10 protein-coding genes are annotated in these 12,658 nt (G+C 66.7%); 5 read left to right on the forward strand and 5 right to left on the reverse strand.

Going from position 1 to position 12,658, the window contains the following annotated elements:
* The first annotated feature begins 59 nt into the window (after window positions 1–59).
* From rplQ to PYV00_RS06600, 4 genes are all read left to right on the forward strand, one after another.
* The gene (gene rplQ / locus PYV00_RS06585) at window positions 60–482 is read left to right on the forward strand and encodes a 50S ribosomal protein L17 (protein WP_275227483.1); all 423 of its coding nucleotides are present in this window, start codon (window positions 60–62) and stop codon (window positions 480–482) included.
* Window positions 483–631: 149 nt separating this feature from the next.
* Window positions 632–2,746 carry a prolyl oligopeptidase family serine peptidase gene (locus PYV00_RS06590; protein ID WP_275227539.1) on the forward strand — a complete coding sequence of 705 codons (2,115 nt, stop codon included), beginning with the start codon at window positions 632–634 and terminating at the stop codon, window positions 2,744–2,746.
* A 106-nt stretch (window positions 2,747–2,852) separates the two neighbouring features.
* A complete protein-coding gene (locus tag PYV00_RS06595; RefSeq protein ID WP_275227484.1) occupies window positions 2,853–3,416 on the forward strand; it encodes a hypothetical protein in 564 nt (187 codons plus the stop codon).
* Between the two features lie 117 nt (window positions 3,417–3,533).
* Complete coding sequence (locus PYV00_RS06600; protein WP_275227485.1) at window positions 3,534–4,076, forward strand: hypothetical protein; 543 nt, start codon at window positions 3,534–3,536, stop codon at window positions 4,074–4,076.
* Here the strand turns inward: PYV00_RS06600 and PYV00_RS06605 are convergent.
* Window positions 4,073–4,723 (reverse strand): trimeric intracellular cation channel family protein, encoded by a 651-nt coding sequence (locus PYV00_RS06605; protein WP_275227486.1) that lies wholly within the window; start codon window positions 4,721–4,723, stop codon window positions 4,073–4,075. The two genes, PYV00_RS06600 and PYV00_RS06605, sit on opposite strands and share 4 nt — an antisense overlap.
* A 101-nt stretch (window positions 4,724–4,824) precedes the next feature.
* Between PYV00_RS06605 and PYV00_RS06610 the strand changes: the two genes are divergently transcribed.
* Window positions 4,825–6,528, forward strand: a complete 1,704-nt coding sequence (locus tag PYV00_RS06610) for a dipeptidyl-peptidase 3 family protein (RefSeq protein WP_275227487.1) — start codon at window positions 4,825–4,827, stop codon at window positions 6,526–6,528.
* Between the two features lie 3 nt (window positions 6,529–6,531).
* Here the strand turns inward: PYV00_RS06610 and PYV00_RS06615 are convergent, their stop codons facing one another.
* The 4 genes from PYV00_RS06615 to PYV00_RS06630 form a co-directional block, all read right to left on the reverse strand.
* Window positions 6,532–6,954 (reverse strand): VOC family protein, encoded by a 423-nt coding sequence (locus tag PYV00_RS06615; RefSeq protein ID WP_275227488.1) that lies wholly within the window; start codon window positions 6,952–6,954, stop codon window positions 6,532–6,534.
* Between the two features lie 20 nt (window positions 6,955–6,974).
* Window positions 6,975–8,372 (reverse strand): dihydrolipoyl dehydrogenase, encoded by a 1,398-nt coding sequence (gene lpdA, locus PYV00_RS06620; RefSeq protein WP_275227489.1) that lies wholly within the window; start codon window positions 8,370–8,372, stop codon window positions 6,975–6,977.
* A gap of 111 nt (window positions 8,373–8,483) precedes the next feature.
* Window positions 8,484–9,725, reverse strand: a complete 1,242-nt coding sequence (gene odhB / locus PYV00_RS06625) for a 2-oxoglutarate dehydrogenase complex dihydrolipoyllysine-residue succinyltransferase (protein ID WP_275227490.1) — start codon at window positions 9,723–9,725, stop codon at window positions 8,484–8,486.
* Window positions 9,726–9,733: 8 nt separating this feature from the next.
* Window positions 9,734–12,559 (reverse strand): 2-oxoglutarate dehydrogenase E1 component, encoded by a 2,826-nt coding sequence (locus PYV00_RS06630; RefSeq protein WP_275227491.1) that lies wholly within the window; start codon window positions 12,557–12,559, stop codon window positions 9,734–9,736.
* Window positions 12,560–12,658: the final 99 nt, after the last annotated feature.

Raw genomic sequence — 12,658 nt, forward strand, 5'->3', positions numbered from 1 at the left:
CGAACTGCCGCCGGGACCGGGCTACCTGATACGGGCCCCTTACGAACGGAGTACAGAACATGCGCCATAAAATCGCCGGCCGCAAACTGCAGCGCACCAGCGGCCACCGCGCCGCGCTGCTGCGCAACATGGCCGCCGCGCTGATCAAGCACGAGCAGATCCAGACCACCACGGCCAAGGCCAAGGAACTGCGCCCCTATGTCGAAAAGCTGGTCACGCTGGCCAAGCGCGGCGGTCTTTCGAACCGTCGCCTGGCGCATAGCCGCGTGATGGACGAAGCGCAGGAGCGCAAGCTGTTCGAGGTTCTTGCCGAGCGTTATGCCGGTCGCAACGGCGGCTACACCCGCATCATCAAGGCCGGCATCCGCGCTTCGGACGCCGCGCCGATCGCGATCATCGAATTCGTCGATCGCGATACCGACGCCAAGGGCCAGGATTCGGGCCCGGTGACGAGCGAGGTCGAGGAATACGCGGAGGCCTGATCTCCCGATCCCGGATAGAAATTGCATGGGCGGCCGCGAATGCTAGATTCGCGGCCGCTTTTGTTTGGGAGAGAACCGTGCCGCGTGCGGTGAAAGCGCTTTGCGCGGCCTTGCCGCTGCTCGTTTCCGCGCCCATCTGGGCCGGGACGATGCCCAAGATCACATATCCCGAAACCCGCCGCGATGATGTTGTCGAACAGCAGTTCGGCGAAGCCATCGCCGATCCCTATCGCTGGCTCGAAAACGATGTCCGCAACGACCGCGAGGTTGCCGACTGGGTGGAGCGCGAGAACCGCGTTTCGCGCGCCTACCTCGATGGCTTGCCGCAGCGCGCCTGGTTCGCCGACCGGATGCGCGAACTGCTGGGCTATGAACGGTTCGGCCTGCCGGTGAAGGCGGGCCCTTACTACTTCTATACGCGCAACAGCGGGTTGCAGAACCAGGCGCAGCTTTTCGTGCGCAAGGGGCTGCATGGAACGCCCCGGCTGCTGCTCGATCCCAACGCCTGGGCCAAGGATGGCGCCACCGCGCTCGATGCCTGGGAGCCCTCCGACGATGGCCGGCATCTGCTGTACAGCGTGCAGGATGGCGGCAGCGACTGGCGCATCCTGCGCGTGCGCGATGTCGCGACGGGCGCGGCGCTGGCCGATGAAGTGCGCTGGGCCAAGTTCACCAATCTGGCCTGGGCCGGCAACGAGGGCTTTCTCTATTCGCGGTTTCCCGAGCCCGCCGAAGGGACCGCTTTCCAGGGGCTCAACTACAACCAGGCGATCTATTACCACCGGCTCGGCACGCCGCAGGCGCGCGACGAACTGGTTTATGCCACGCCCGATCATCCCGATTACAGCCATTCCGTGCAAGTGACGCACGATGGCCGGCTCGCGGTCATCACCAGCGCCACCGGCACGGACGCGCGCTACGAACTGCGCGTGATCGACCTTGCCCACCGCGCGCGCGATGGCTGGAAGGCGCGCGCGCTCGTCACCGGCTTCACCGACGACTGGAAGCTGGTCGAAGGGGCCGGCGAAAAGCTCTGGTTCGTCACCAACTGGCAGGCGCCGCGTTACCGGCTTGTCGGCATCGATCTGGCGAAGCGGGACGCGGGGTGGAGCGAACTGGTGGCGGAGCGGGAGGATATCCTCGAAAAAGGCGATATCGTCGGCGATCAGCTCATTCTCAATTACCTGCACGATGCCGCCAGCCATGCGCTGGTCTATGGGCTGGATGGCAGGAAGGCGCGTGATCTCACGCTGAACGGCATCGGCACCGCCTCGGGCTTTCGCGGGCGGCCCGGCGATCCCGAGACGTTCTACAGCTTCACCAGCTTCAACCAGCCCAGCGCGGTCTACCGGCTGAACCTCACGACTGGCCATAGCGAACCTTTCGCCGAACCCGCGCTGACGTTCGATCCGGCCGCCTTCGTGGTGGAGCAGCGCTTCTACAGCTCCCGCGACGGGACGCGCATCCCGATGTTCATCGTCCGCGCGAAAGCGGCCGCCAAGGCGCGGCGGGCCTTGCCGACGCTGCTTTACGGTTATGGCGGCTTCGACATCTCGCTGACGCCCACGTTCTCCTCGCAGCGGATGGCCTGGCTGGAAGCGGGCGGGGCCTTCGCCATGGCCAATATCCGCGGCGGCGGCGAATATGGCCGCGAATGGCACGATGCCGGGCGCGGGGCGAACAAGCAGAACACGTTCGACGATTTCATCGCCGCCGGCGAATTCCTGATCGCCGAGGGGATTACGCCCAGGGGCGGGCTGGCGATCCAGGGCGGATCGAACGGCGGCCTGCTGGTCGGCGCGGTGGTCAACCAGCGGCCGGACCTGTTCGCGGCGGCCAACGCGCAAGTCGGCGTCATGGACATGCTGCGCTTCGATCGCTTCACCGCCGGGCGATACTGGGTGGACGACTATGGCTACCCGGACCGCGAGGCGGATTTCCGCGTGCTGCGCGCCTATTCGCCTTATCACAACATCCGTTCGGGCGTGAAATACCCGGCGATGCTCGTCACCACCGCCGATACCGACGATCGCGTCGTGCCCGGCCACAGCTTCAAATACGCCGCCGCGCTCCAGGCCGCTGACCTTGGCGACAAGCCGCGCCTGATCCGCATCGAGACGCGCGCCGGCCACGGATCGGGCAAGCCGACCGACAAGGCGATTGAGGAAGGGGCCGATACGCTGGCCTTCCTGGCCGAATGGACCGGGCTTGCCCTGCCGGAAGCCAAGGTGGGCGGCTTTGATGTTCAGAAAAAGGCAAATTAAGCTGAACAAGAACTGACATGGTGGTTCAGCCTCGCCTCACCGCAGGCGCGCTAGATCATCCTGCGTTGAGGGACATGCTGTGTCCCGCAAGCGAAAGGATGAAGCCATGGAAAACCTTGCCAAAGCCCTGATCGGAACCGTGGCCGCCGGCGCCATGGCGGTTTCGGCCGCGACGCCGGCCTTCGCGCGCGAAGGCGACGGGATCGGCACGGGCGAGATCGTTGCCGGCGCGCTCATCATCGGCGGCATCGCGGCGGTGGCCGCAAGCGCTGGCGACAGTGACGGCCGCTATGCCTATGGCCGCGACGATCGCTATCGCGACCGTCCTTACGGCAATGGCCGTTATGGCATGACTTCGCGCCAGGCGGTCGCGCAGTGCGTCCGCGCGGCGGAAAGCACCGCGAGCCGCCGCAGCTATGGCCGCGCGAAAGTGACCGACATTCGCAAGATCAAGCGGACCAGCCGGGGCTACGATGTCAGCGGGCGGATCGCGGTGAACGGCAACGCGCGCGGCTGGCGCGCGGGCGATTCCCGCTATGGCCGGGGCTGGAACGGCGACTATCGCGGATGGAACGCCAATCTGCGCGGCTATGACAGCGGCACGTTCAAGTGCGACGTCGAATATGGCCGGATCGCCGATCTGGATTTCAGCGGCATTCGCGGGCTGTAGGCGCGATCGGGCGGTTCAGGCTGTCGACAGCATGAGCCGCCTAGCGCGGATACTTGGGCGGCATGGAGCCCGCGTTCGGCGCGGGGCGTGCATGTCGGTTGGTGGGGTTGCTTTTCGATGAGACTGTCTGCTTCGCGTCCCGCGGTCGCGCTTGCCGCCACTGCCGCCTTTGCCATGATGGCGAGCCCGGTGCTCGCGCGCGGGTGGGGCGATGGCCATCATCACCGCCGCCATGGCGACGGGATCGACGGCGGCGATGTGCTGGCCGGCCTGCTGATCCTGGGTGGCATCGCCGCGATTGCCGGCGCAGCCAGCAAGTCCTCCGACGACCAGCGCGACGAGCCTTATCGCTATCCCGGCCCCGAGGCCGAGCCTGCCCCCGATGACGGCGCTTATGGCGAGGCTCCGCCGGACGACCGGCCGGCCTATCCCCCCAGCGATAGCTGGCGCGACGCGGGCAGCCTGGACGGCGCGGTCGATCGCTGCGTGGATGAGGTCGAGCGCGGCGAGCGCCGGGTGGACACGGTCGATTCGGTGAACCGCGAGGATGGCGGCTACCGCGTCGAAGGCCATATGCGCGATGGTCGCGGGTTCTCGTGCCGGGTCGATCGCGACGGCCAGATCCGGCAAGTCGCGGTGGATGGCCACGCGATCATCTAGGCCGGCATATCCGGCGGTTCGTCCTTCGGGCCCCGGCTATAGGCGGGCAGGGCGAGCGACCAGTGGATCGCCGCGCCGCGCAAGGCGAACCCGGCCGACACCGCGACAGTCCAGGTCACGGGCAGGGGCAGTCCGCCAAGCCAGCCCGCCGCCGCCAGTGTCGCGGCCAGCGCGGCCGCCGTCACATATAGCTCGGGGCGCATCAGGATCGAGGGCCGGCCGGCCAGCACGTCGCGGATGATCCCGCCGACGCAGCCGGTGATGACGCCCATCAGCACTGCCGGGATCGGCGGCAGGCCCACGTGCAGGGCCTTGATCGTGCCCAGCACGGCATAGGCGGCAAGGCCGGCCGCATCCGCCCAGTCCAGCAGTCGCGCGCTCCACCAGTGGCCCGGCGCGAACCAGACCACCAGCGCGGTGGCAAGGCATATCGGCGCGACCAGCGGATCGTGCACCCAGAAGACGGGAACCCCGATCAGCAGATCGCGCACCGTGCCGCCGCCCACGCCGGTGATCAGCGCGAAGAAGGCCAGCGTCACGAAAGTCTGCTTCTCGCGCGCGGCGGCGATCGCCCCGGAGAGCGCGAAGATGGCGATGCCCGCGATATCGAGCAGCGGTGGCAGGGCGGGAAGATCGGACGGTTCCATCGCGCGCGACCATACGACCGCAGCGGGGCGGAAGCCAACGGTGCCGTGACACCCGGCGTGGCGGGCGCTAAGTATCGGGCATGAAATCCTTTCGATCGGACATGGCCATGATGCGTATCGCGCTCCTTCCGCTTCTTCTTGCCACGGCCGCCTGCGCGCAGACGGTGGGCGCGCCGGCATCGACGCCCGCGCCGGCTCCCGCGCCCGATCCCGATCCCGCGCCTGCCGATTCCTATGACCTGGCGGCGCAGGCGGCCAAGCTCGCCACGATCGAGATGCGCCCCGATACGGGCTATCTTTCGGCGGAGGAACGCGACGTCGTGAACCTGCTGATCAAGGCGTCCGACCTGATGAGCGAAATCTACCTGCGCCAGCGCAGCGTCGATAATCCGCAAGTGCGCCGGGCGGTCGCGATGAACCGGCGCGCCGATCGCGACTTGCTGGTCGCCATGTTCGATCGCAATTTCGGGCCGTGGGACGAGATGGCCGACCTGCACCCGTTCTGGGGTACGGCACCGACGCCCGATGGCGCGGGCTTCTATCCGTCCGACATGACGCGCGCGGAATTCGATGCCTATGTCGCGGCCCATCCCGACCAGAAGGCGGCGTTGACCAGCCCTTATACCGTGGTGCGTCGCGAAGGAGCCACGCTCAAGGCCGTGCCTTATTCGGTGGAATACCGGGAGTGGCTCGAACCGGCCGCCCGGCTTCTCGAACAGGCGGCGGCGCGGACGAGCAATGCCAGCCTGAAGACGTTCCTGACGCTGCGCGCCAAGGCATTGCGCACCGATGACTACTTCGCCAGCGAACTGGCCTGGATGGATCTGGAAGGCACGCCGATCGAGGTCGCGATCGGGCCTTATGAAGTCTACACCGACCGCCTCTATGGCGCGAAGACCTCGTTCGAGAGCTTCGTGACGCTGAAGGACCCCGAGGAGTCCGCCGCGCTGGCCAAGTACAAGGGCTACCTCAAGGACATGGAAGGCAACCTGCCGATCGAGGATCGGTACAAGAACTTCAAGCGCGGCTTCGCCAGCCCGATCGCGGTGGCCGAGCAGGTCCATGGCGGCGGCGACAACGTGCCCGGCGTCCAGACCATCGCCTTCAACCTGCCCAATGATGAGCGCGTGCGCGAGGCCAAGGGCGCGAAGAAGGTGATCCTCTCGAACGTGCTGGGCGCCAAGTACGAGCGGATATTGAAGCCGATGGCGGCGGTCGCGCTGGAACCGGACCAGGCCGCGCTGGTCGCCAGGAAGTACATGCAGCTTGAAACGCTGTTCCATGAACTGTCGCACAGCCTGGGGCCCGGCACGATCACGGTCGGCGGCGTCCAGACGACGGTGGACAAGGCGCTCAAGGAGCAGAACTCCGCGCTGGAGGAAGCCAAGGCGGACGTGGCGGGCGTGTGGAACCTGCTGTTCATGATGCAGAAGGGCGAGCTTCCGGCGAGTGAGAAGCCGCAACTGTTCGCGACTTACTTCACCGGGATCTTCCGCGCGGTGCGCTTCGGCGCGGTCGAGGCGCACGGGCAGGGCGCGGCGGTGCAATACGGCTATCTGCTGAACAAGGGCGCGTTCGCGTGGGACGCGGCCGCCGGGCGCTATGTGATCGACGATGCCAGGATGGAAGCGGGCCTGCGCGATCTGCTGCACGACATGCTGATGCTGCAGGCCAACGGCGATTACCAAGGCACCAAGGCATTCCTGGCGCAATGGGCCCGGCTCGATCCGCAGGCCGAGGGGGTGATCGCGGCGATGAAGGATATCCCGGTCGATATCCTGCCGGTCTATCCCAAGGCGATTTGAGCGCTATCTCGCGAACAATTGCCCCATATCGGCGAAAGCCTTCATTTCGATCGCGTTGCCCGATGGGTCGCGAAAGAACATCGTCGCCTGCTCGCCCGGCTGGCCGGCGAAGCGGATATGCGGTGGGATGACGAAGGCGACCCCGGCGGTGGTGAGCCGGTCGGCCAGCGCGTGCCACTCGTCCATCGTCAGCACCAGGCCGAAATGCGGGACCGGCACGTCGTGGCCGTCAACCGGGTTCGCGCCGCTGTCGGGCGCGGCCAGTCCGGCCACCAGATGCGCGACGATCTGGTGGCCATGGAAATCGAAATCGATCCATTCGGCCGAGCTGCGTCCTTCCGGGCAGCCGATCACGCCGCCCCAGAAGGCGCGCGCGGCTTCCAGATCGTGGACCGGGAAGGCGAGGTGGAAGGGGCGCAGGCTCATGCGATCCGCGCGCGCCGCCTTCAGATGTGGATCGGCTTGCCCGTCACGGCCATCGCCGCTTCCTTGATCGCTTCGGAATGCGTCGGGTGGGCGTGGCAGGTATAGGCGATATCCTCGCTGGTGGCGCCGAATTCCATCGCCAGCGCGGCTTCGGCGATCATCGTGCCGGCGACCGAGGCGATGCACCACACGCCGAGCACGCGATCGCTTTCGGCATCGGCGATGACTTTCACGAAGCCCTCGGGCTCATGATTGGTCTTCGCGCGGCTGTTCGCCAGCATCGGGAACTTGCCGACCTTGATCGCGCCGCGTTCCTTGGCGGCTTCCTCCGTCAGGCCGACGCCGGCGATTTCCGGCATGGTGTAGACCACGCCCGGAATCACGTCGTGGTTCACGATGCCGGTCAGGCCGGCGATGTTCTCGGCCACGGCGATGCCTTCGTCCTCGGCCTTGTGCGCCAGCATCGGGCCGGGGATGACGTCGCCGATCGCCCAGACGCCATCGACCTTGGTGGCGAAATCGTGGCCGGTCTCGATCTGGCCGCGCGGGTTCAGCGTCAGCCCGATCTTGTCGAGGCCAAGCCCTTCGGTGTTGGGGCGCCGGCCGATCGAGACCAGCACCGCGTCGGCCGTCAGCGTCTCGCTCTCGCCGCCGGCCGCCGGTTCCAGCGTCAGCGTCGCCTTCTTGCCCTTCACGCTCACGCCCGTGACCTTGGTCGAAAGCTTGAGCTCCATGCCCTGCTTCTTGAAGATCCGCCCCGCTTCCTTGCGGACTTCGCCGTCCATGCCGGGCAGGAGCTGGTCGAGGAATTCGACCACGGTGACTTCCGCGCCGAGCCGCCGCCAGACCGAGCCCAGTTCCAGCCCGATCACGCCGCCGCCGATCACGACCAGCTTCTTGGGCACGCTGGCCAGTTCCAGCGCGCCGGTGGAATCGACGACCACGCCCTTGGCATTGTCGATCTCGACGCCGGGCAGCGGCGTGACCGAGGAGCCCGTGGCGATGACCACGTTCTTCGCGGTGTAGCTCTTGCCCGCCACGGTGACGGTGTGCGCGTCCTCGAAACTGGCGCGGCCTTTCAGCCAATCGACCTTGTTCTTCCTGAACAGGAACTCGATGCCGCCGGTAAGCTGCTTGACCGCGTCCTTGCGCTGCCCATGCATGGTATCGAGATCAAGCTCGGGCGTGACCTTGATGCCCAGCTTGGCCATGGCGCCGCCAGCGGCCGCCTCGAAGTATTCCGAAGCGTGCAGCATCGCCTTGGACGGGATGCAGCCGACATTGAGGCACGTACCCCCCAGCGTCTCGCGGCTTTCCGCGCAAGCCGTCTTCAGCCCGATCTGCGCCGCGCGGATCGCGGCGACATAGCCGCCGGGGCCGGCACCGATGACGAGGACGTCGTAGTCGTATTCAGCCATGGTTCGGGTCTTTCCCTTCAGTCATCATCCCCGCCGCGGCGGGATCCCATGGTGCGACCTGCGCCCATGCCCCGCGCTTCGCAGACAGGACATGGGGAGGACGCGGAAAAATCAAAGGTCGATCAGCAGCCGGGTGGGATCTTCGATCGCGTCCTTGATGATCTTGAGCGCGGTCACCGCCTCGCGGCCGTCGATCAGGCGGTGGTCATAGCTCATGGCGATGTACATCATCGGCCTGATCACGACCTGGCCGTTCACCACGACCGGGCGATCCTCGATGCGGTGGAGGCCCAGCACCGCCGACTGCGGCGGATTGATGATCGGGGTCGACATCAGCGAGCCGAACACGCCGCCGTTGGAGATGGTGAACGTGCCGCCCTTCATGTCGTCCATGGTGAGCGTGCCGTCCTTGGCCTTCTGCCCATATTCGGCGATCGCCTTTTCGATGCCGGCGAACGACAGCTTGTCGCAATCGCGCACGACCGGGACGACAAGCCCGTTGGGCGCGGAGACCGCGACCGAGATGTCGACATAGTCATGATAGACGATCTCGTCGCCCTCGATATAGGCGTTGGCGGCGGGGATGTCCTTCAGCGCCAGGACCGATGCCTTGGCGAAGAAGCTCATGAAGCCCAGGCGAATGCCGTGCTTCTTCTCGAACACGTCCTTGTACCGCGCGCGCGCCGCGATGACGGCGGACATGTCGACATCGTTGAAGGTGGTGAGCAGCGCGGCGGTATCCTGCGCGCTTTTCAGCCGCTTGGCGATCGTCTGGCGCAGGCGCGTCATCTTGACGCGTTCCTCGCGGCGCTCGCCCGTGGCGGCAGGCGAGGGTGCGGGAGCGCTGGCGGCCGACGCCGGCTCGGCCGTCTTGGCGCGGGCGGCGGCGACCACGTCATCCTTGGTGATGCGGCCGTCCTTGCCGGTGCCTTTCACGCGGGAGGGATCGATCCCGTATTCCAGCACCGCGCGGCGGACCGAGGGTGAAAGCACGGCCGCGTCCGACGAGGCGGCTTCCTCGACCGGGGCGGCGGCGGGGGCCGGAGCAGGGGCGGAAGCAGGCGCCGGGCTGGGAGCCGGCGCGGCTTCGGCCCTGGCGGCGGCGGGCTTGCCCGCGCCGTCCTCGATCGTGGTGATCAGCGCGCCGACCGTGACCGTATCGCCTTCGCTGGCGAGGTGCGCGCCCAGGACGCCGGCCTGCGGGGCCAGCACATCGACGGCGACCTTGTCCGTCTCCAGACTGGCGATCGCCTCGTCCGCGGCGACGGCCTCGCCCGGTTGCTTCAGCCATTGGCCGATGGTGGCTTCCGAAACGGATTCGCCCAGCGTGGGAACCTTGACTTCACTCGACATGGATTACCTCAAGCCTTCTGACGGCGGCGGATTTCGGAACGGACGGAAAGGCCCAGCGCATCGGCGACGAGCGCGGCCTGTTCGGCGGCATGACGCTTGGCAAGGCCGGTGGCGGGCGAAGCCGAAGGCGCCCGCCCGGAATAGCGGACCCGGCCGACCGTGCGGCCCGCCCGTTCGGCGGCGTCCTCGATCTGCGAGGCGACGAAGAACCACGCGCCGTTGTTGCGCGGCTCTTCCTGGCACCACACGATCTCTTCGAGACGGGGCATCCGGGCCAGGCGATCGGCCAGCGGCTCACCGGGGAAGGGGAACAGCTGTTCGAGCCGGATGATCTGGACATCGCCGAGCTGCGCCGCGTCGCGCGCCTCGATCAGGTCGTAGGCGACCTTGCCCGAGCACAGCACGACCTTGCGCGTGTCCTTGTCTTCCGCCGGCGTCGGGTCAGACAGGATGCGGAAGAAGTGGCCTTCGCCGATGAATTCCGCCGCGTCGGACTTCGCCATGGGATGGCGCAGCAGCGACTTGGGCGTCATGATGATCAGCGGCTTGCGGAACGGCCGGTGCATCTGCCGGCGCAGCACGTGGAAGTAGTTCGCCGGGCTGGTGATGTTGCACACCTGGATATTGTCCTGCGCGCAGAGTTGCAGGAAACGTTCCAGCCTGGCCGACGAATGCTCCGGCCCCTGGCCTTCGTAGCCGTGCGGCAGCAGCATGACGAGGCCGTTGGCGCGCAGCCACTTGGCTTCGGACGCGGCGACATACTGGTCGATGATGATCTGCGCGCCGTTGGCGAAATCGCCGAATTGCGCTTCCCACAGCACCAGCGTCTTCGGGTCGGCGCTGGCGAAGCCATATTCGAAGCCGAGCACGCCATATTCGGACAGCGGGCTGTCATGCACTTCGAAGCGGCCATGCGGCACGGTCGAAAGCGGGATGTACTTGTGCTCGTCGGTCTGGTCCACCCACACGGCGTGGCGCTGGCTGAACGTGCCGCGACCCGAATCCTGGCCGGACAGGCGCACGGCATAGCCTTCGGAGACGAGGCTGCCGAACGCGAGCGCCTCGGCGGTCGCCCAGTCGAAGCCGGTGCCGGTCTTGAACATCTCGCGCTTGGCGTCGAGCACGCGGTTGAGCGTCTTGTGGATCGTCAGACCCTCGGGAACTGCGGTCAGCGTCCGGCCCAGGCTGTCGAACAGCTTGCCTTCGATGCCGGTCGCCACGTTGCGGCGCGCGGTTTCGGGATCGACGGGCTTGTTGAAGCCGCTCCACTGCCCGCCGAACCAGTCCGCCTCGTTCGCCTTGTACGACTTGGCCGCCTCGAACTCGTTTTCGAGGTGGGCGATGAAGGCGGCTTCGGTTTCGGCGGCGAAGCTGGCGTCGATCACGCCTTCCTTCTGGAGACGCTCGGCATAGATGGCGCTCACCGGCGGATGCTGGCGGATGCGCGAATACATCAGCGGCTGGGTGAAGCTGGGCTCGTCGCCCTCGTTGTGGCCGAAGCGGCGATAGCACCACATGTCGATCACGATGTCGCGGCCGAACGTCTGGCGATAGTCGATCGCCAGCTTGCAGCAGAACGTCACGGCGGCGGGATCATCACCGTTGACGTGGATGATCGGCGCCTGGACGCCCTTGGCGACGTCCGAGGGATACGGCGAGCCGCGCGAGAACTGCGGGCTGGTGGTGAAGCCGATCTGGTTGTTGATGATGAAATGGATGCAGCCGCCCGTGTCATAGCCGCGAATGCCGGAAAAGCCGAAGCACTCCCAGACGATGCCCTGGCCGGCGAAAGCCGCGTCGCCGTGGATCAGGACGGGCAGCACCTGCTTGTGCTTGCCTTCGCCGATGTCGTCATGGCGGACCTGATAGGCGCGCACCTTGCCCAGCACCACCGGGTCCACCGTTTCGAGGTGGCTGGGGTTGGGCATCAGGCTCATGTGCACCTTGATCCCGTCGAAATCGCGGTCGGTCGAAGTGCCGAGGTGATACTTGACGTCGCCCGATCCGCCCACGTCCTCGGGATTGGCGGTGCCGCCCGAGAATTCGTGGAAGATCACCTTGTACGGCTTGGCCATCACGTTCGCGAGCACGTTGAGCCGGCCGCGATGGGCCATGCCGTAGACGATCTCCTTCACGCCGAGCTGGCCGCCATACTTGATGACGCCTTCGAGCGCGGGGATCATCGATTCGCCGCCGTCGAGGCCGAAACGCTTGGTGCCGACATACTTGCGGCCCAGGAACTTCTCGTATTGCTCGCCCCGGATCACCGCCGAAAGGATCGCCTTCTTGCCGTTGACGGTGAACTCGATCTCCTTGTCGGCGCCTTCCATGCGGTCCTGCAGGAAGCGGCGCTCATCGACGTCGGCGATGTGCATGTATTCCAGGCCGACCTTGCCGCAGTAATTGGCCTTGAGAATCTTCACCAGTTCGCGAACCGTGGTCCATTCCAGGCCGAGACTGCCGCCGACATAGACCGGACGGTCGATCGCCGCGCCGGCGAAGCCGTGATACTCGGGCGTCAGGTCGGCGGGCAATTCGCGGCTCGACAGGCCCAGCGGATCGAGATCGGCGGCAAGGTGCCCGCGCACGCGGAAGGTGCGGATCAGCATCATCGCGCGGATCGCGTCGGCCGCGGCTTCCTCGATCCGTTCGCTGCCGATCGCCACGCCGGCCTTGGCCGCCGACTTCTCGATCCGGGCCTTGAGCGCGGTGGGATCGAGCGCCTGCGTCAGGTCGTCCTCGAACTCGCCCCCGACGCGCGGCCAGTTCGACCGCTGCCAGCTCGGGCCGGGCTGCGGATCGTCGGGGAAGAATTCGAAAGTCTCGCTGCCCATCGGAATCACCTTTCCGCGCCGGAATCGCAAGCCGACGCCACCGAGCAATCAGTATAGGGCCTTGAGGTTCCCGCGCGAGGGGGCCTCGTGCCCATTCTT

The organism is Novosphingobium album (ex Liu et al. 2023), from assembly GCF_029076845.1.
In the GTDB taxonomy this organism is placed as follows: domain Bacteria; phylum Pseudomonadota; class Alphaproteobacteria; order Sphingomonadales; family Sphingomonadaceae; genus Novosphingobium.